This is a genomic window from Cryobacterium sp. 10I5 (assembly GCF_035019865.1).
In the GTDB taxonomy this organism is placed as follows: domain Bacteria; phylum Actinomycetota; class Actinomycetes; order Actinomycetales; family Microbacteriaceae; genus Cryobacterium; species Cryobacterium breve_A.
In genome coordinates this window covers 24,414-43,170 of the sequence record NZ_JASJVI010000003.1, presented here as the reverse complement: position 1 = coordinate 43,170, position 18,757 = coordinate 24,414, and the positions used below count along the sequence as shown (strand labels likewise).

The following is an 18,757-nucleotide window of genomic DNA, read 5'->3' as shown; positions in this document are numbered from 1 at the left end:
GATGAGCGCAGCCCAGGAACGTCCGGCACCCTCGAGCGCGGAGAGCCCCGCGACCCCCGCCGACATCCGCCGCTGGCGCCAGTACCTCGCCGACGAACGCGCTGAGGCCGCGGTATACCGCGACCTCGCCTCCCGGCGAACCGGTGAGGAGAAGGAGATCCTGCTCGCCCTCGCCGAGGCGGAAGCCCGCCACGAGGCACACTGGCGGGACCTGCTCGGTGACCAGGCCGGCCCGCCGAAACGTGGCGCGGTGCGCACCCGGTTCCTCGGGTTCCTCGCGAGACGATTCGGTTCGGTCTTCGTGCTCGCGCTCGCCCAGCGGGCGGAAGCGCGCTCGCCATACGATTCCGACGTCGACGCGACGAAGACGATGGCTGCCGACGAACGCATCCACGAGGAGGTCGTGCGCGGACTCGCTGCCCGGGGACGCCAGCGCCTCGCCGGGTCGTTCCGCGCAGCCGTGTTCGGCATCAACGACGGCCTCGTCTCCAACCTCGCCCTCGTGCTCGGTATCGGTGCGACCGGCGTCCCCGCGGCGACCATCCTGTTCACGGGCATCGCCGGCCTGCTCGCCGGCGCCCTGTCGATGGGTGCGGGAGAGTACGTCTCGGTGCGGTCGCAGCGGGAGCTGCTCGAGGCATCCACCCCCCAGGCGACCGCGCGCACGGTGCTCTCGCACCTCGACCTCGCCGCCAACGAGCTCACGCTCGTCTACCGCGCGCAGGGCATGGCGGCGGAAGAGGCCGAGGCGCAGGCCCATGAGGTGCTGCGCACCCTGACCATGGCTACCGGACCGGTTTCGGTTGCCGCCCCGGTCCCGGGCGCCGACACGGCGCATGGGGCACTCGACCCCGCGACCGACGAGCACGAGGCGATCGGAACCGGCTGGGGCGCCGCGTCCTCGAGCTTCTGCTTCTTCGCCTCCGGTGCCATCCTCCCCGTGTTGCCGTACCTTTTCGGACTCGAAGGCCTCGCGGCGATCGTGGTCGCGTCCGTGCTCGTCGGACTCGCCCTCCTCGCGACGGGCGCGATTGTCGGTCTGCTCTCCGGCGGGCCGCCCCTCCGGCGTGCGCTTCGCCAGCTGCTGATCGGCTTCGCGGCCGCCGGCGTCACCTACGTGCTCGGCCTGCTCTTCGGCACCTCGCTCGGGTAGCGCCTTCGGGAGCGATCCGCGGGCGGGGTGTCGGTCTCCGCGCTGCGCCCGAGGTCGCTGCACGGCCATCCACAGCGCGCGGAGTATCACCGCTCGTCCGCGGTGTTGCCGACTGACGCCTCTGGCGTGCACGCGGTGGCTAACTCAGGAAATTCTTTGCGTCGGGTGGGATCGGCCGCACTGGTCCGCGGGCCTGTGTCGCTCGCCCGGGTGGATCTCCTGAATTAGCCACCACGAGCTCGGTGCATTCGTTTTCAGGTATGAAAATCGGGCTGGACAGCCTGAAATTATGTGAGTAAGTCTCGCATTCCTGTTCGATTCGGGGTAGAATCGGGGTATGGCAGGAGCTTCGGATCCCCAGTCACACACCCCGCAGACACCCGATTCCGGGGCCGCGGGGGATCAGCCCATCACGGTGGGCCCCGCATCCGGTGAGGCGTCCGCCGAATCCCCGAACGCGCAAGCCGGGTCAGCCCATCCGGTCGCGGTTGCCGAGGGTTTCGAGGGCGCTGAGGGGCTGGCCGGGTCGGTTCCATCGGTTCATGCGGATGCTGTCGCCCGGCTAACCGAAGCGCGTTCAGCTCTCGCAGACGCACTGGCGGCGATCCCAGTGGGACTGCTCAGCGATGCGGAAGCGGTCACGACACTCAAGGAGGTGGAGGCCATCGGCCGGACCGTCGACGCGGCCCGGGTGAATACCGCGACGGATGTGGACCGGCGGGCCCGGGTGCTCGGCCGGGAAGGCCTGGCCTGGAAGATGGGCTGCCGGGGGCCGTGGGATGTACTTACCCGGGTGACGCGGGTGTCGGCCCGGGAGGTGAAGCGGCGGACGAAGCTCGGGGATGCGGTGTTGCCCCGCCGGGCGGGCCTGGCGGTGTTGCCGCCGTTGTTCCCGGTCGTGGGCGCCGCGCTGGCGGCGGGGGATATCGGGGTGGAAGCGGCCGAGCTGATCACCACGGGGCTCGGGGCGGTCAGTCACCGGACGGTCCCGGCGGAGGTCGAGGTCGCCGAGCGGGCCCTGGTCGCCACGGCGGCCGGGCGGATCACCCCGGAGACCGAGATCCTCGCCGGCGCCGGGGTGCCCGCGGCCGCGGACCTGATCCGCGGCATGGTCCTGCAATGGCAGGCCATCCTCGACCCCGACGGGATGCTCCCGCAGGAAGACCTGTTCGAGGCGAAGTCCAACATCGGCTTCGGACAATTGAAGAACGGCCTGTACCCGGTGAAGGGCGGGGTGACGCCGGAACTCTACGGGATGATGAACACCCTCTTCGACGCCTTCCTCAGCATCCACGCCCGGCCCGCATTCCCCACCGAGGAGGAGCAGTCGCGGATGGACTCGGGGCAAATGATCCCCGGCGCCGAGACCGAGGACACCGGCACCGGCCCGGAACTGGACGTGATCGAAGCGGAGCTGCGGGAGCGTCGCGCCGATACCCGCACGGGCGGGGAGAAACGCGCGGACATCCTCCGGGCCCTAATCGAGCACGCCGCCCGGGACGAGGACACGCCCAGCATGGGCGGGTCGGCGCCGACGGTGATGCTACACGTGAACGCGGCCGACCTCGCCTCCGGGGTCGGCGTCGGGTGGATCGACGGGGTCGAGGCGCCGGTGTCTTTGAAGACGGTGCATCAGCGGATCTGTGACGGCGGCTTCCAAGGGGTCCTGTTCGGGGAAAACAACCAGGTACTCAAACTCGGTCCGGAACGAAGGTACTTCAACCGGGCGCAACGCCGGGCGATCACCGCCCGCGACGGCGGCTGCATCATCCCCGGCTGCACAGCCCCCGCACACTGGGCCGAAGTGCACCACGTGAAGCCATGGGCGAAGGACGGACCCACCACGGTCGACAACGGTGTCCTACTCTGTTGGTTCCATCACCACACGATCGACACCTCCGGGTGGGAGATCCGCATGGTGAAAGGCTCACCCCAGGTCCGGGCGCCGGGGCTCATTGACCCGCAACGACTGTGGCGGCCACCGAACCGGCACCGCGCCCACCAGGTCCTCACCGGACCACCCAACCGCGGGTGACCGGTCCGACTGACCGGCACGACGGACCGGGCGAACGGGGGCCGCGCCGGACGCGGGCCGTCGCTATAGGGTGTCGTTCTCGGAGGCGTTCGGTCATCGTGACCTGACCGCAACATACGGAACCGGATTTCAGACATCCGTTTCCATATGATTTAGCCGAGGGTGACGAAGGAGGCTCCGTGTCCGCAGACCGACCGGCCATCCGCTTGCGGGGGCTGACGAAATCCTTCGGTGCGGGGAACGCCGTCGACGGGGTTGATCTCGACATCGTCGAGGGCGAATTCTTCTCGATGCTCGGCCCGTCCGGCTCCGGAAAGACGACCGTGCTCCGGCTGATCGCGGGCTTCGAACAGCCGACGAGCGGAACGGTGTCGCTCCAGGGAGAAGACGTGACCGACCGCGCTCCCTTCGACCGCGACGTCAACACTGTCTTCCAGGACTATGCGCTCTTCCCGCATATGACGGTGCTCGACAACGTGGCGTACGGCCTGCGGGTGCGCGGTGTCGGCAGGCGCGAACGTCACGAGCGGGCCAGGGCGGCCCTCGACACCGTGCGACTCGGTGGCTTCGGCGACCGGAAGCCCGGACAGCTCTCCGGCGGGCAACGGCAACGCGTGGCCCTGGCCAGGGCGACGGTCGTGCAGCCGAAGGTACTGCTCCTCGACGAGCCGCTCGGCGCCCTCGACCTCAAGCTGCGCGAGCAGATGCAGGTCGAATTGAAAGAGCTCCAGCGCGAACTCGGCATCACCTTCATCTTCGTCACCCACGACCAGGAAGAGGCGCTCACCCTCAGCGACCGGATCGCCGTCTTCAACGAGGGCCGGATCGAACAGCTCGGCACCCCGGCCGAGATCTACGATCACCCGGTCTCGCCGTTCGTGGCCGCCTTCGTGGGCACGTCCAACGTGTTCAGCGACGAGCTGTCGCTGCGTGTGCTCGGTCGCGGCGGTATCCACTCCGTACGGCCGGAGAAGATGACGGTCGCGAGGCTCGAGTCCCCGATCCGCGGCGACCGCTCGGCGCCGGGCATCCTCGCCGAAGTGATCTATCTGGGCAGCAGCACCCGGATCATCGTCGACCTCGACGCGGGAATGCGCGTCGTCGTGCAGGAACAGAACGATGCGCGTCGGGTGGGGGACGAGGAACGCGGCGCCCGCGTGCGCGTGGCCTGGTCCGACCTGGACACGGTCGCGATCGTCGCAGACCGGCACGCGGATTCCCTGGATCCGACACCGTAACCCGCCCACCCAAGAATGGAGACCGAAATGAACCGCCATGCGCCCCACCGCAACTCCAGACTGACAGCCCTGACCGGGCTCGCCATCGCCTCGATCGCCCTCCTCACGGCGTGCGGAACCACGACGTCCGGGGCGACCAAGCCCACCGCATCCGCGCCCACCGCCCTCGGCGCGAACGAGGGCGCCGTCTCGATCCTCGCGTGGCCCGGCTACGTCGAGGACGGCAGCAACGACCCGACCGTGGACTGGGTCAGCGCCTTCCAGGACGAGACCGGCTGCAAGGTCACGAGCAAGACCTACGGCACCTCCGACGAGGCTTTCAACCTGATGAAGACCGGCGACTACGACGTCGTCGCGGCGTCGGGGGACGCCTCCCTGCGCCTGGTCGCCGCCGGAGACGTCGCCCCGGTGAACACCGACCTGATCCCGAACTATGCCGGAATCTACGACTTCCTCAAGCTCCAGGCCTGGAACAGCGTCGACGGCATCTCCTACGGCATCCCGCACGGCTACGGCGCCAACCTGTTGATGTACAACAAGAATGTCGTCACGCCTGCGCCGACGTCGTGGGACGTCGTGTTCGACAAGTCCTCCGCCTACAAGGGCAAGGTCACCGCTTACGACTCCCCGATCTACATCGCGGATGCCGCCATGTACCTGATGAAGCACCAGCCCGATCTCGGGATCAAAAACCCATACGCCCTCGATGAGAAGCAGCTCGCGGCGGCCGTCGACCTGCTCAAGCAGCAGCGCCCGAACATCGGAGAATACTGGTCCGACTACCTCAAGTCGGTGCAGTCCTTCGAGACCGGAGACACGGTCGTCGGCACCACCTGGCAGGTGATCCGCAACTCACTCGCTGCCGGGACCCCTGCCGAGGTCACGGTTCCGTCAGAGGGCGTCACCGGCTGGTCGGACACCTGGATGATCGCCTCGAAGGCCGCCCACCCGAACTGCGCATACGCCTGGCTCAACTACATCGCGAGCCCGAAGGCGAACGCGCAGGCGACCGAGTACTTCGGGGAGGCACCGTCGAACCAGAAGGCCTGCGAGTTCATGACCGACCCCAACCAGTGCGCGACCTATCACGCCGGAGACGCCGACTACGCGTCGAAGATCTGGTACTGGACGACGCCGATCGCCAAATGCATCGACGGCCGGACCGATGTGACCTGCACCGACTACGCGGCCTGGACGACCGCGTGGCAGGAGATCAAGGGCTGATGCTCCAGCCCGAATCCGGCGGGCCGGTCCCGGCGCCCCGCGACACCGGGGCCCGCCGGATCTCGGTCTTCCTGAGCCGGCACCCCCGGCTCCGACTCTCCCTGCTGCTCTCGGCCCCGCTGTTCTGGCTCGGACTGGTCTACATCGTGGCCCTCGCGGCGCTCCTGATCACGGCCCTGTGGACGGTCGACACGTTCACGGGAACCATCACGCAGACGTGGACGCTCGACAACATCGTGACGGTGCTGACCGGCTCGCTGTACCAGACGGTGACCCTGCGCACCCTCGGCGTCGCCGTGGTCGTGACCGTCGTCGACGTGCTGGTCGCCCTGCCGATCGCGTTCTACATGGCCAAGGTTGCGAGCACCCGGTGGCAGCGGGTGCTCGTGATCGCCGTGCTGATGCCACTCTGGGCGAGCTACCTGGTCAAGGCCTATGCGTGGCGCTCGGTGCTGTCGAGCGACGGCATCGTCGACTGGCTCGTCGCGCCGTTCGGCGGCCAGACCCCGGGCTACGGGCTCCCGGCAACAGTCATCACCCTCGCCTACCTCTGGCTGCCGTACGTGATCCTGCCGATCTACGCCGGCCTGGAACGCGTTCCGGACTCCCTGCTCGAGGCATCCGGCGACCTCGGCGGCCGGACCGGATCCACCCTCCGGCTCGTCGTGCTGCCGATGATCTGGCCGGCGATCATCGCCGGTTCGATCTTCAGCTTCTCGCTCACCCTCGGCGACTACATCACGGTCAACATCGTCGGGGGGGCCAACCAGATGCTCGGCAATCTCGTGTACACGAACGTCGGCGCGGCGAACAACCTGCCCCTCGCGGCGGCGATCGCGCTCATCCCGATCGTGATCATCTTCGGATACCTCGCCGCCGTGCGCCGCACCGGCGCTCTGGACAATCTGTAGGAGGAGAGATGCGACTCAGCAGACCGGCGCGAGCTGTCCTCGCTGTCCTCACCGGGATCATTCTCGCGGTGATCTACCTGCCGCTCATCGTCGTGCTGATCAACTCGTTCAGTACGAGCACGAACCTGACCTGGCCGCCGCCCGGGTTGACCTTCGAGTGGTGGGTGAAGGCCTTCCGCAATGAGGGCGCCCTCAACGCGATCGCGACGAGCGTGCAGATCGCGATCGTGGCGACCCTGGTGTCCCTCGTCCTCGGCACCCTGATCTCGCTCGCCCTGCAGCGGTTCGCGTTCTTCGGACGCGACGCCGTGAGCCTCCTCGTGATCCTGACGATCGCACTCCCAGGCATCATCACGGGCATCGCGCTCAACAATGCCTTCCGCACGATCCTGGGCATTCAGCTGTCGATCGCGACCGTGATCATCGCGCACGCGACCTTCTGCATCGTCACGGTGTTCAACAACGTCATTGCCCGTCTCCGCCGCGTCGGCATGAACTTCGAGGAGGCGTCGGCCGATCTCGGAGCGGGACTCTGGACCACCTTCCGACTCGTGACTTTCCCGCAACTGCGTTCTGCGCTCTTCGCGGGCGGGCTGCTCGCCTTCGCGCTGAGCTTCGACGAGATCATCGTGACGACGTTCACCGCGGGGTCGAGCGTGAAAACCCTGCCGATCTGGATCCTCGACAATCTGTTCCGGCCGAATCAGGCCCCGATCGTCAACGTCATCGCCGTTGTCCTCGTGCTGGTCTCGATCGTGCCGATCTACGTCGCGCAGCGACTCGCGGGGGCGGAGAAAGTCACCCGCTGACGCCGAGGCAATGTCAGCGCGCGTCGCGCCCGGTGAGTGCGAGCAGCCGGGCCTGGAGCGGCGCGTCGTCGGGAAGGGGAACCGGGGGAGCGAAGAGGCCGCTCGCTTCGAGGGCGTCCTTCTGCGGCTCGAAGACCGTCCAGACGGCCGCGACGAGGTCGTCGTCGAGGGACTCGTCGGCGGAGACGGCGCGGGCGAGGTCCCAGGTGTGGATGGTGACCTCCGCGACCTGTTCCCGCAGGTATTCCTCCGCGGTGACCGTCTCGGACGCCAGCCGGACGGGAGCATCCGCGGGGGCCTCCGACCAGGCGGCGGTCGCGAGGGCGGAGTACGTGTCCCATTCCGCCTGGAGGTCAGAGCCGAGCGGGGCGCGGGTGAGGCGAGCCTCGAGGCCCGAGCGCCCGGCCAGGAGCCGAGGCACGGTCTGCTGGCCTCGGACGACGTGGCGCACGAGGTCGCGGACGGTCCACTCTGAGTCGGGGGTCGGCGCGTCCCAGCTTGTGATGTGCGCGAGCCGGGCGCTGAACTCCTGGTGGGCCTGCTGCTGCAGTGCGATCCAGTTCGATTCCATGAAGGCTCCTTTCGTTGCACGATGCAACCCCTGCGGTCGCCGGTGCATTCCGCCTCGCACGCTACCCGCGGACCGGGTCTGCCCGCAGGGTCAGCGGTGTGGGTTAGGGTCTCAGGGTGAGCAGGCAGGACGGAAGCGACCGCACGGTCTCGGCGGCGAACGTCGACGACTCCTCCGCGACCCTGCTCCACATCGACATGGACGCGTTCTTCGCGTCCGTCGAGCTGCTCGACCACCCCGAGCTGGTCGACAAGCCCGTCATCGTCGGCCATCGCTCCGGCCGCTCCGTTGTAACCGCAGCCAACTACGTCGCGCGGCGCTACGGCGTCAACTCGGCCATGCCGATGGCGCTCGCCCTGCGGCGCTGCCCCCACGCGGTCGTCCTCGAACCGCACATGGGCCGGTACCGGGACTTCTCCGAGCAGGTGATGGGCATCTTCACGGACATGACCCCGCTCGTCGAGCCGCTCAGCATCGACGAAGCATTCCTCGATGTCTCCGGAGCCCGCCGGCTGCACGGCTCGCCCGCCGTGATCGCGGCGCTGATCCGCGAGCGGGTCCAGAGCGAAACAGGGCTCACCTGTTCCGTCGGCGCAGCGTCTACGAAGTTCGTGGCCAAGATGGCGTCGAGCAGGGCAAAACCCAACGGCCTGCTCGTGGTTCCAGCCGAAGACACCCTCGCGTTCCTGCATCCGCTCCCCGTCGGCTCGCTCTGGGGCGTCGGCGCCGTGACCGAGAATTCGCTCCTCGGGCTCGGCCTGCGCACGATCGGCGACCTCGCCGCTATGCCGCTGCCGGTGCTGCAAAAGACGATCGGTGAGGTAGCGGGCCGCAAGCTCCACGAGCTCGCGTGGGGCAGGGACCCGCGCGGGGTGACCCTCGAGCGCGAGGAGAAGAGTGTCGGCCACGAGATCACCTTCGAACACGACGTCACGGATGTCGCCCGGTTGCGCAGCGAACTGCTCCGACAGTCCGACGCGGTGGCGGTCTCCCTTCGGCGGGCCGGGCTCGTCGGGCGCTGCGTCGTGCTGAAACTCCGGTACACCGACTTCAGCACCGTCACCCGCTCGCGCACCCTCGCCGAGGCGACCAACGTGGGCCGGCGCATCTACGAGGAGGCCGCGGCGAGCTTCGACGTGCTCGCCGCACGCGGCATCCGGGTGCGACTGATCGGGGTGCGGGTGGAACAGCTCGGTGACGGCGACGGGGCCGGCCTCGGCCTCTGGGACCCTGACGACGACTGGCGCGGTGCCGAACTCGCCGTGGACTCCGTCAGCGCGCGCTTCGGTCGCGGTTCGGTGCGGCCTGCCTCGCTCCTCGGGCCGAGCCAGGCCCGCCCGGTCGGCCTCGACGCCACCAAGCCGAACCCCCGCGCGGGCGAGCGCGGAGACGACAATCCCTGATGCCGGGCGTGGCGGAGCGTGACGGGGTATCTTGAGAATATGACTAGCCTCCCCGAAAAGCTCGCAGAAATCTCCCGCTCCGCCGGTGTTCGGTCGGCATACGGTGACCCCGTCCTCGTCGACGGGATCACGATCGTTCCCGTCGCACTCGTCTACTACGGTTTCGGCGGCGGCGAAGGCGAATCCGGTGAGGGAGCCGGCACGGGTGGCTTCGGCGGCCCCGGGCACGGCGCCGGCGGCGGCGGTGGCGGAGTGTCCATCCCGGTGGGCGCCTACGTGAAGTCCGAGGGCACCGTGCGCTTCGAGCCCAACGTCATCTCCCTGCTCGCCGTCGGGATCCCGTTCGTCTGGGTCGTCGGCAAGACGCTCAGCCACGTCATCCGGGCACTCAAGAAGTAGCCCTACGCGAACGCGTCGGGGATCCCGTCGTTGTCCGCGTCCGCCGTCTCCTTGAGGTCGATCTGCCGGTAGTGCCGGTTACGGCTGCGCAACACGACGGCGGCGAGCAGGGCCGCGAGCAGTGACGCCGTGAGGATGGCCACCTTGGCGTGGTCGTCCTCGGTGGTGCCGTGCCCGAAGCCGAGCTCGCTGATCAGCAACGACACCGTGAAGCCCACTCCGGCGAGCATGGCGACTCCGATCACGTCGACCCAGGCCAGGTCGGGGTCGAGCGATGCCTTCGTCGTGCGGGTGACGAGCCAGGTCGCACCGAGGATGCCGACCGGTTTGCCGAGCACGAGGGCGACGATGATCCCGATCGCCACGGGGTCGCTCAGGGCCGCCGCGAGACCGGCGGGCCCGCCGATCGCGACCCCGGCCGAGAAGAAGGCGAAGACCGGGACGGCGAATCCCGCCGACAACGGCCGGATCCGGTGCTCGAGGGTCTGGGCGAGCCCGGCGCCCGCGTCGGGTCCGCCGCCCCGACGGCTGCGGAGCACGGGCACCGCGAAACCGAGCAGCACTCCGGCGACGGTGGCGTGGATGCCGGACGCATGGACCAGGACCCAGGTCACCACGCCGAGCGGCACGAGTACGAGCCATGCCAGCCACGGTTGCGTCCCGAAGTGGAACGAGTATCGGTGCGCGAGGAATGCGAAGAGGGCGAGCGGCACCGCAGCCGCCGCAAGAAGGAGCGGCTGCAGGTCGCTCGTGTAGAAGAACGCGATGATCGTGATCGCCAGCAGGTCGTCGACGACCGCGAGGGTCAGCAGGAACACCCTGAGGGCGCTCGGAAGGTGTGAGCCGATCACGGCGAGCACGGCGACGGCGAAGGCGATGTCCGTCGCGGTCGGCACCGCCCAGCCCCGCAGCGCCTCCGCCCCACCGCCGAGGTTCACGAGTGTGAAGAACAGCGCAGGGGTCAGCACGCCGCCGACGGCCGCGGCTACTGGGACGACCGCGCGGTCCAGGGTACGCAAGTCCCCGGCGACGAATTCACGTTTGAGTTCGAGGCCGGCGAGGAAGAAGAAGATCGCGAGCAAACCGTCGGCCGCCCACGCCCCGACGCTCAGCTGGAGGTGCCAGGGCTCGTAGCCGAACTCGAAGTCCCGCACGGCGAAGTAGAGGCCGGAAGCCGGCGAGTTCGCGAGGATCAGGGCGATGACCGTCGCAACGAGCAGGAGGGCCCCACCGACCGTTTCGCGACGGAGGATCTGACTGATCCGCACGTATTCCGGATAACTGCTGCGCCGGAAAACCGCGCCGATACCCCGGGGATTGCGGGGGGCGGGGGAGGCTCCTGATGGGTTCGCGGGTGCATTCATGGGTGGATCCTCTGGTTTCGGGCTCGATGAGCGGACGCCGACCAGACTTCCCGGCACACCTGCTTTCACTGTACACGGGCCCCCTCCGCGCCCCTGCCCACTGCGGGAACCCGGCACGGTTTACACCACGGGTCTATACTCGGTATCGAACACGGGAGTCCGGTCAACCGGGCTGAGAGGAAGCTTCCTAGGCTTCGACCGTCGAACCTGATCTGGATCATGCCAGCGCAGGGAGGCAGAAACACTCATACCCGTGCCCTCAATTGCCATTGAAAGGGCGCGACACCATGCATTCAACAACCACCACACCCGCAGCCCGGGTTCGCAACTACCGCTGGCGGGTCGTCGACATCGTCGTCGCCAGCGTGATCGGCGTCGCGAGCGGCGTCATCTTCTGGGCCTGGGGCCTGGCCTGGACGCCGCTCAGCGCCGTCCTGGCCTTCACTCCCGGCCTCGAGGGCCTCCTCGCCGGCGGCTGGCTCTTCGCCGCCGTGCTCGGCGGGCTCGTCGTGCGCAAGCCCGGCGCCGCCGTCTATACCGAGGTCGTCGCCGCCGTCGTCTCGATGCTGATCGGGACCCAGTGGGGCTTCTCGACCCTGATCTGGGGCGTCGTCGAGGGCCTGGGTGCGGAGATCGTCTTCGCCCTGTTCCTCTATTCGAGCTGGAAGCTCGGCACCGCCCTCCTCGCCGGGGCCGGCGCCGGCGTCGCGGTCGGTATCCTCGACGTCCTGAACAGCTACGCCGCCGTCGACGACGCGATCAAGGTGACCTACTTCGTCTCTGCCGTCGTCTCCGGCGTGCTCCTCGGCGGGCTTGTCTCCTGGCTGGTGTTGCGCGGTCTAGTGCGTTCGGGGGCACTGAGCCGATTCGCCGCCGGCCGAGCCACCCAGCGCGCGACCGTGTAGCGGATGCCCCTGGATCCCGATTCCGTACGCCCGGTCGCGGGGGGGGGGGGGGGGGCCGGGGCCGCCGGCGCGGGGGGGCCGCCCGGGGGCCCCCCGCGGCTGGGGCTGGCGGCACGCCGGACGGCGCGCGCCCGCGGTCTCCGGACTCGACCTCGACATCCGCCCAGGCGAACGCGTGCTGCTGCTCGGCGCGAGCGGCGCGGGCAAGAGCACCTTCGTGCACGCCCTCGCCGGAGTGCTGGGTGCTGAGAACGAGGGAGACGAGACCGGCGAGCTGCTCATCGACGGCCGGCGGCCGGCGGATGCCCGCGGCCGGGTCGGTCTCGTGCTGCAGGACCCGGATTCCCAGGTCGTGCTCGCGAGAGTCGGCGACGACGTCGCCTTCGGCTGCGAGAATCTCGCCGTGCCGCGGGACGAGATCTGGCGCAGGGTGGGTGTCGCCCTCGAGGCGGTCGGCCTGCGGCTGCCGCTCGATCACCCCACCTCCGCGCTCAGCGGCGGCCAGAAACAACGCCTCGCCCTCGCCGGCGTGCTGGCCATGCGGCCGGGCCTGCTCCTGCTCGACGAGCCGACCGCCAACCTCGACCCCGACGGCGTGATCGAGGTGCGCGACGCCGTCCGTCGTACCCTCGACGCCTCCGGAGCGACCCTGATCGTGATCGAACACCGGGTCGCCGTGTGGCAGGACCTCGTCGACCGGGTCATCGTGCTCGATGCTGCCGGCGGAGTCCTGGCCGACGGGCCGACCGGCACCGTGCTGCAGTCCGAGGGCGAACGGCTTGCAGCGGCCGGGGTCTGGGTGCCGCATCTTCCGCCGCGGCTTCCCGGCCGACTGCCGAGCCGGCTGCCTGCCGACCTCGGACTCCGGGCCGGGGGAGCAGCGGCTCCGGAGCTCCTGTTGTCCGCGACCGAGCTCTTCGTCGGGCGGGTGCCGTTCGCCCGCCGCACCGCCCAGGTCGTCGCCGGCGGGATCGACCTCGCAATCGGGGCAGGAACGGCGACCGCGATCACGGGCCCGAACGGCGCGGGCAAATCGACGCTCGCGCTCACCCTGGCCGGCCTGCTCGCCCCGGCGGGCGGTCGTCTCGCTGCGAGTCCCGGCCTCGCGGGCGGCCTCGGTACCGAACCGGTCCGCTGGCGCTCACGGGCCCTCCTCACCCGGATCGGTACGGTCTTCCAGGACCCCGAACACCAGTTCCTTGCCGGCTCCGTGCGCGCCGAACTCGCCATCGGCCCGCACGCCCTCGGCCTCGCCCCGGCGGAGCAGGTCCGCCGCGTCGATGAGCTCCTCGAGAGGCTCCGGCTCGACCACCTCGCCGAGGCGAACCCCTTCACACTCTCGGGCGGCGAGAAACGCCGGCTCTCGGTCGCGACCGTGCTCGCGAGCCGCCCGCGGCTGCTCGTGCTCGACGAGCCCACCTTCGGCCAGGACTCCCGCACCTGGCGGGAACTCGTCTCCCTCCTCGTCGATGTGCAGAGCGCGGGCACCGCTCTCGTCTTCGTCACCCACGATGAGCTCCTCGTCGACACGATCGCCGGCTCCGAATACCGACTCACCGGCGGCCTGGCCGGGTCGGCGCCCGGGCCGGCGGCCGGGGCGCGCCGATGAGCCTCCTCACGCCGAGCATCCGCCCGAGCGCGGCGGCCCGGCTCAACCCCATCTCCAAGCTCGGCGCCGCCATCGTCGTCAGCCTGGCGTTGCTGCTCTCGATCGACTGGGTCTCCGCGCTCGTCGCCCTCGCGCTCGAAGGCGTCCTGCTGTTCTGGTGCGGGCTGAGTGCGCGGCAGTTCTGGCTGCGCACCTCGACGCTGTGGATCGCAGCGCCCTTCGCGGGCCTGACCACGGTGCTGTACGGCCGCGACTCCGGAGCGGTGCTCCTGACCGTCGGTTTCGTGACGGTGACGGATGGCTCGGTCCAGCTCGGCCTGGCCATCGCGCTCCGCGTTCTCGCGATCGGCCTGCCGGGGATCGTGCTCCTGGCCACGACGGACCCGACCGACCTCGCCGACGGGCTCGCGCAGGTGCTGCGCCTGCCTGCCCGGTTCGTGCTCGGCGGACTCGCCGGCCTGCGCCTCGTCGGGATGTTCATCGAAGACTGGCGTTTCCTCAGCCTCGCCAGGCGCGCGCGGGGAGTCGGTGACGGCGGCGGACCGATCGGGGCCCTCCGTCGCTTCTTCGGTCCGGCCTTCGCCCTGCTCGTCATCTCGGTCCGCCGCGGGAGCAAGCTCGCAACGGCCATGGAGGCCCGCGGCTTCGGGACCGCGCCGCGCACCTGGGCCCGCGAATCGGAGATCGGGGCCGGGGATGCGGTGATGCTGGGGCTCGGCGTCGGCGTCGCCGGGATCTCGATCGCGGTCGCGATCTGGGCGGGAACGTGGCACTTTGTCCTCTCCTGACCAGGTGCGGCTCGCACCGGTGCTGGCCGCAATAGCCGCATATCAGAGGGCGGATGCCGCACCCGTCGTCATCCTCATCGACGGGCCGAGCGGTGCGGGCAAGAGCACCCTCGCCGACCGTATCCTCGACGCGTGGCCTTCGACGGCTGGGCGGGCGGCTGGGCGGGCCTCTGTTCGGACGGCGGGGCGGCCCACGCTCATCCGGCTCGACGACATCTATCCCGGCTGGAACGGACTCGCCGCCGCGAGCGCACACCTGACCGAACACGTGCTGCGCCCACAGCGCGCCGGGCTGCCCGGCGCCTGGCGTCGCTATGACTGGGGCTCGGCCGCGCCGGCGGAATGGCACCCGGTCGACCCGGCCCGCTCGCTGCTCGTCGAGGGCTGCGGCACCCTCTCGGCGGCCAATGCCGGACTGAGCGATGTGCGGATCTGGCTCACGGCGGACGACGCGGAACGCAAACAGCGGGCCCTCGCACGAGACGGTGAGGCGTTCCGGTCGCACTGGGACCAGTGGCAGGCGGAATGGCAGGGATTCCTCGTGCGTGAGGAACCGGCGCGTTGGGCGACGATCGAACTCGACGGAACCCCCGGCCTCCGCTGAGAACGGGGAAACCGGACTAGCGTTAGGACATGACTAGTCCAGCTCCCGAAGAAGTTTTCTACACCGCCGAATTCATCGATGGCCCCCTCGAAGGGCAGGTCGATTCCCGAGTGCTCGTGCAGGGTGCGCATGACAGCCGGATCAGCATGGTCTCCCTCGTCGAGGGCATCGAGACCCTGTTCTGGTACGACGAGGTCGACGAACGCGATGTGCAGGGCCGCATCCACGTGCGCTACCGCTTCGACGCGACGGACAGCGACCCGTACGTGCCGGAAGACCAGCCGGAGTAGTCGCCTACTGCTCCAGGAGCGCCGAGATCATCGGCACCGGGTTGAGCAGTCGCCAACCCGGTCCGGGAGCGCTGATCGTCGCATCCAGCACGAGGGGTGAGGTCACGGCCTCACCGCTCGCATCCACGGTGACCCGGCCGACCGTCGCACCGGAGCGACCGGTGGCGAACGCGTCCAGGTCGAGTGTTGCTGCTCCCACCGGGGTGGCCTGCCAGCCGAACCGGGTCTTGCCGGTCTTCACGACGCCCGATGCCGTCGCGTCCCAGGGGGCGTCGAAGCGAACGTATGCCGCGCCCTCCGCGAGGATCGGAAGGTCGGTGACGCCCGCCTTCGCGCTGGCCATCAGCGCCTTCAGATCGGCCGTGAGCGTGTCGTAGTCCGGCTCGCCGATCACGGCCCCTGCAAAGGTGAAGGTCGCCGGTGCCGTTCCGACGCTAGCGGTGAACAGGAAACAGACGCCGCCGGCATCCGTATAGCTGCGGGAGAGGCCGGTGATGCCCTCTTCGGCCAGGTACGCCGTCGTGTTGTCGACTCCGCGCTGGCCGACGAGAGCGGATGCCGGGCTCGCCAGGATCTGGCTGATCACCGGGTTGGTCGCGGCGAGGCCAGCGAGCCGCGCCAGGTCCGTTCCGGTCCCGACGCTCGCATCCGCGAGGCCGGTGGCATCTGCGACGTGGATGCCCGCGAGGCCTTCCTTGGCGAGCCAGGCGTTGGCGGCGGTGACGTACGCGTCGACCGAGCCGAAGGCCCACCGGGCGAGGGTGTCCGCGTGGTTGTTGCTCGAGCCGAGGATCATCGCCTGCAGGAGTTCCTGCTGCGTCCAGGTCTCACCGGGGAAGACGATGACCGTGCGCGCGCCATTGGCCACGTAGTCGAGGTAGTCCTGGTAGTCGGCGGGCGTGATCGGCACGCCGGGCCCGGCGGCGCCCGCATCGATCGGCTTGGCCGAGAGCACGACGAGGGCGGTGACGATCTTCGCCGCTGCGGCCATCGGCAGCGGCGTTGTGCTGCCTGCTGCGGCGATCGCGGTGGGTGCGACCGTCGTCGCGGCGTTTGCCGCACCTGCGGCCGGTGGCACGAGGCTCACGACTGCGCTCGTGCCCGCAGCGGGGAGCACCGGGGGAGTGGCGGCTGCCGGAGCCACCGGCGCAGAGACCACGGTCGCCTTCACCATCGGGAGCGGCCCGAGGAGCGTCGCGGGCCCATAAACGCCGATGACAAGGATGGCGAGGGCACCGACCGTGATGCCCAAGGCGCGGCCGGGCCGGAATTTACTCATGAGTCGAGGCTAACAAGTGCCGGTCATCCCCAGCCGAGCTCGTGCAGCCTGTCGTCATCGATCCCGTAGAAATGTCCGATTTCGTGCACGAGGGTGATGTGCACCTGGTCGCGAAGTTCGTCGAGGGAACCGACGATCGCGAGAAGGGATTCCCGGTACAGGATGATCCGGTCCGGCATCTCGCCGAAACCGTACTGGTCGCGGTGCGTCAGGGCCACCCCGTCGTAGAGGCCGAGGGTGTCCAGGGAACCGTCCTCCGGACGATCCTCGACCACGAAGATGACGTTCTCGAGCCCGTCGACCATGTCATCGGGCAGGAGATCGAGTTCGTCGACGACGAGCTTCTCGAATTCGTCCTGACTGAACTTCTCGGCGTTGAAGTCATCTGGGCTGAGCTGCGGCATCCGTTCAGCATGTCATAGGAATACGATGCTGAACGGACTGCCGACTTCACTTGGGGTGACTGACGGGGCTTGAACCCGCGACCTTCCGGACCACAACCGGACGCTCTACCAACTGAGCTACAACCACCATGTGCTGCGCTTTTCCCGAAGGATCAGCGGCAACTCAAGAATTCTATTACACGTTTGGACTGAATGTGGACACGGCTTCGGCGGCGCGTGCTTTTGCCTCGTCGCTCGTGGGCCCGGGGTCGGCCACGAACACGGTCTGGCGGTAGTACGCAAGCTCGCGAATCGACTCGAGAATGTCCGCGAGGGCACGGTGGCCGCCGTCCTTGGTCGGGGCGTTGAAGTACACCCGCGGGTACCAGCGGCGGGCGAGTTCCTTGATGGAGGAGACATCGACGTTGCGGTAGTGCAGCTGGTTGTCGAGGCGCGGCATGTATTTGGCGAGGAACGAGCGATCCGTCCCGATCGAGTTGCCGGCGAGCGGGGCCTTCTGTTCCGCCGGGATGAATTTGAGCACGTACTCGAGCACCTCGAATTCGGCCTCGGCCGCGCTGACCCCGTTCGGGATCTCCTCGATGAGGCCGGAGGTCGTGTGCATGTTGCGCACGAAGTCGTTCATGTTCGCGAGCGCGGAGGCGTTCGGCTTGATGATGATGTCGAGGCCCGGGTCGATGACGTTGAGGTCGTAGTCGGTGATGACCACGGCAATCTCCACCAGTTCATCGTTTTCCAGGTCGAGCCCGGTCATCTCGCAATCAATCCAGACCAACCGGTCACTGCTTTTTGTCATGGTCCGAGTCTAGCGGCGGGCTCCGACGCGGGCCCCGGCCCGCCAGCGAGCCCGGCCGGGCCGACCGCGCCGGCGGGGTCCGGGTCTGCGGTATCGTTGAAGCGCTCCGCGCCCCCGTAGCTCAGTGGATAGAGCAGCGGCCTTCTAATCCGCTTGTCGTTGGTTCGATTCCAACCGGGGGCACCACATCACGCCGCGTACGGCACTTCCGCGCAGCGGATGCCGCGACAACCAGTCACCGGATCCGGAGCATGCTTCCGACGCCCAGGGGATAGTCTCCCGGCCGGGATCCCGTGGCCTCGACCAGGATCGGCCCAGACGACGCCCCGCGATCCGTCGTGGGAAACCAGGGCCGGCCGGGTGAGACGAGAATCAGCAGGCCGTCGGTGTCTCCGACCGGGGCGAAGTTGCGGCCGGGCTCACCGGCGTACGGCCGGACATCCGCTTCGGTCCTCAGGAATTCGGCCATCGCAAGGACGTCGTTTGTCGCGACGCCGACCTCGCTGATGCAGAGCAGGTCGGCGCTCGTGAATGCGCCGCGGGTGTCGTTGTCGAGGTCGCGCCGGATGATGAGCTCGAGGACCGAACGGTCCGGCCCGGAGAAGTAGAGCGAGCGGGCATTCCAGGCCGCGAACTCGAACTCGTCGGCATCGGGAGTGCCGATCAGGGTGGATCGGGGCTCCAGCCAGTCCCGGGCCGCTGAAAACTTGTTGGAGGGGATCGTAATGGCCAGGTGGTGCCGGCCGACGGTCTCCCGGTCCTCCGTAAGTTCGAGCATGGTTGCTCCGATGCGCACCTGAACGGTGTCCGCATCCCCGTCGACCCTTCCGTCGACCTTCAGGAGAAGAACGTTCTCGAAGAATCCCGCTGCTGCGTCCGTGTCCCGAACGCGCGCGGACACCCTCGTGATCTGCATGCCTCCAGTCAAGACCTCCGGCCGCTGATTTCACAGCCCGCACCAGAGCAGAAATCCAG

General features: G+C 68.9%; 19 protein-coding genes, 2 tRNA genes and 1 riboswitch. Of the genes, 14 read left to right on the top strand and 7 right to left on the bottom strand.

Annotated features, from left to right (window positions below; translation table 11 throughout):
• The first annotated feature begins 1 nt into the window (after window position 1).
• The 6 genes from QN350_RS01845 (at window position 2) to QN350_RS01820 (ending at window position 7,370) form a co-directional block, all read left to right on the top strand.
• Entirely contained in the window at window positions 2-1,153 is a 1,152-nt protein-coding gene (locus tag QN350_RS01845) for a VIT1/CCC1 transporter family protein (protein ID WP_322140129.1), read from the top strand.
• Window positions 1,154-1,490: 337 nt separating this feature from the next.
• Window positions 1,491-3,188 carry an HNH endonuclease signature motif containing protein gene (locus QN350_RS01840; protein ID WP_322140128.1) on the top strand — a complete coding sequence of 566 codons (1,698 nt, stop codon included), beginning with the start codon at window positions 1,491-1,493 and terminating at the stop codon, window positions 3,186-3,188.
• A gap of 179 nt (window positions 3,189-3,367) precedes the next feature.
• Entirely contained in the window at window positions 3,368-4,426 is a 1,059-nt protein-coding gene (locus QN350_RS01835) for an ABC transporter ATP-binding protein (RefSeq protein ID WP_322140127.1), read from the top strand.
• A gap of 27 nt (window positions 4,427-4,453) precedes the next feature.
• Entirely contained in the window at window positions 4,454-5,650 is a 1,197-nt protein-coding gene (locus tag QN350_RS01830; protein WP_322140126.1) for an ABC transporter substrate-binding protein, read from the top strand.
• Window positions 5,650-6,561, top strand: a complete 912-nt coding sequence (locus QN350_RS01825; protein ID WP_281535224.1) for an ABC transporter permease — start codon at window positions 5,650-5,652, stop codon at window positions 6,559-6,561. Before QN350_RS01830 ends, QN350_RS01825 begins: the two co-directional genes overlap by 1 nt.
• 8 nt (window positions 6,562-6,569) lie before the next feature.
• Complete coding sequence (locus tag QN350_RS01820; RefSeq protein ID WP_322140125.1) at window positions 6,570-7,370, top strand: ABC transporter permease; 801 nt, start codon at window positions 6,570-6,572, stop codon at window positions 7,368-7,370.
• Between the two features lie 13 nt (window positions 7,371-7,383).
• Here QN350_RS01820 and QN350_RS01815 read toward each other — a convergent pair whose 3' ends face one another.
• On the bottom strand, window positions 7,384-7,941 hold the full coding sequence (locus QN350_RS01815) for a TIGR03086 family metal-binding protein (RefSeq protein ID WP_322140124.1): 558 nt from the start codon (window positions 7,939-7,941) through the stop codon (window positions 7,384-7,386).
• A gap of 116 nt (window positions 7,942-8,057) precedes the next feature.
• On the opposite strand from QN350_RS01815, the gene QN350_RS01810 reads away from it, so the two are divergent.
• Both QN350_RS01810 and QN350_RS01805 read left to right on the top strand, forming a co-directional pair.
• Complete coding sequence (locus QN350_RS01810; RefSeq protein ID WP_322140123.1) at window positions 8,058-9,344, top strand: DNA polymerase IV; 1,287 nt, start codon at window positions 8,058-8,060, stop codon at window positions 9,342-9,344.
• 39 nt (window positions 9,345-9,383) lie between these two features.
• Window positions 9,384-9,743 carry a hypothetical protein gene (locus QN350_RS01805; protein ID WP_281535220.1) on the top strand — a complete coding sequence of 120 codons (360 nt, stop codon included), beginning with the start codon at window positions 9,384-9,386 and terminating at the stop codon, window positions 9,741-9,743.
• A gap of 2 nt (window positions 9,744-9,745) precedes the next feature.
• Here QN350_RS01805 and nhaA read toward each other — a convergent pair whose 3' ends face one another.
• Window positions 9,746-11,107: a Na+/H+ antiporter NhaA gene (gene nhaA, locus QN350_RS01800; protein ID WP_322140122.1), complete on the bottom strand. Its 1,362-nt coding sequence runs from the start codon at window positions 11,105-11,107 to the stop codon at window positions 9,746-9,748.
• A gap of 141 nt (window positions 11,108-11,248) precedes the next feature.
• Window positions 11,249-11,358: riboswitch (TPP riboswitch) on the top strand.
• Between the two features lie 36 nt (window positions 11,359-11,394).
• On the opposite strand from nhaA, the gene QN350_RS01795 reads away from it, so the two are divergent.
• The 5 genes from QN350_RS01795 to QN350_RS01775 are packed head-to-tail and all read left to right on the top strand — an operon-like array spanning window position 11,395 to window position 15,303.
• Window positions 11,395-12,012: an ECF transporter S component gene (locus QN350_RS01795; protein ID WP_322140121.1), complete on the top strand. Its 618-nt coding sequence runs from the start codon at window positions 11,395-11,397 to the stop codon at window positions 12,010-12,012.
• A gap of 19 nt (window positions 12,013-12,031) precedes the next feature.
• Window positions 12,032-13,621: an ABC transporter ATP-binding protein gene (locus tag QN350_RS01790; protein ID WP_323515658.1), complete on the top strand. Its 1,590-nt coding sequence runs from the start codon at window positions 12,032-12,034 to the stop codon at window positions 13,619-13,621.
• Window positions 13,618-14,409, top strand: coding sequence for an energy-coupling factor transporter transmembrane component T (locus QN350_RS01785; RefSeq protein ID WP_322140119.1), 792 nt, complete (start codon window positions 13,618-13,620; stop codon window positions 14,407-14,409). The genes QN350_RS01790 and QN350_RS01785 overlap by 4 nt, the downstream gene beginning before the upstream one ends.
• The gene (locus QN350_RS01780) at window positions 14,396-15,013 is read left to right on the top strand and encodes an ATP-binding protein (RefSeq protein ID WP_322140118.1); all 618 of its coding nucleotides are present in this window, start codon (window positions 14,396-14,398) and stop codon (window positions 15,011-15,013) included. The genes QN350_RS01785 and QN350_RS01780 overlap by 14 nt, the downstream gene beginning before the upstream one ends.
• A 29-nt stretch (window positions 15,014-15,042) precedes the next feature.
• On the top strand, window positions 15,043-15,303 hold the full coding sequence (locus tag QN350_RS01775; protein ID WP_281535216.1) for a hypothetical protein: 261 nt from the start codon (window positions 15,043-15,045) through the stop codon (window positions 15,301-15,303).
• A 4-nt stretch (window positions 15,304-15,307) separates the two neighbouring features.
• On the opposite strand, the gene QN350_RS01770 is transcribed toward QN350_RS01775, so the two are convergent.
• From QN350_RS01770 to orn, 4 genes are all read right to left on the bottom strand, one after another.
• A complete protein-coding gene (locus QN350_RS01770; protein ID WP_322140117.1) occupies window positions 15,308-16,582 on the bottom strand; it encodes a hypothetical protein in 1,275 nt (424 codons plus the stop codon).
• Window positions 16,583-16,605: 23 nt separating this feature from the next.
• Complete coding sequence (locus QN350_RS01765; RefSeq protein WP_322140116.1) at window positions 16,606-16,986, bottom strand: metallopeptidase family protein; 381 nt, start codon at window positions 16,984-16,986, stop codon at window positions 16,606-16,608.
• A gap of 51 nt (window positions 16,987-17,037) precedes the next feature.
• Window positions 17,038-17,113: transfer RNA gene (locus tag QN350_RS01760), tRNA-His, on the bottom strand.
• 48 nt (window positions 17,114-17,161) lie between these two features.
• Window positions 17,162-17,782: an oligoribonuclease gene (orn, locus tag QN350_RS01755; RefSeq protein ID WP_322140115.1), complete on the bottom strand. Its 621-nt coding sequence runs from the start codon at window positions 17,780-17,782 to the stop codon at window positions 17,162-17,164.
• 110 nt (window positions 17,783-17,892) lie between these two features.
• On the opposite strand from orn, the gene QN350_RS01750 reads away from it, so the two are divergent.
• Window positions 17,893-17,968: transfer RNA gene (locus QN350_RS01750), tRNA-Arg, on the top strand.
• Between the two features lie 49 nt (window positions 17,969-18,017).
• Here QN350_RS01750 and QN350_RS01745 read toward each other — a convergent pair.
• Window positions 18,018-18,698, bottom strand: a complete 681-nt coding sequence (locus tag QN350_RS01745) for a VOC family protein (RefSeq protein ID WP_322140114.1) — start codon at window positions 18,696-18,698, stop codon at window positions 18,018-18,020.
• Window positions 18,699-18,757 lie beyond the last annotated feature (59 nt).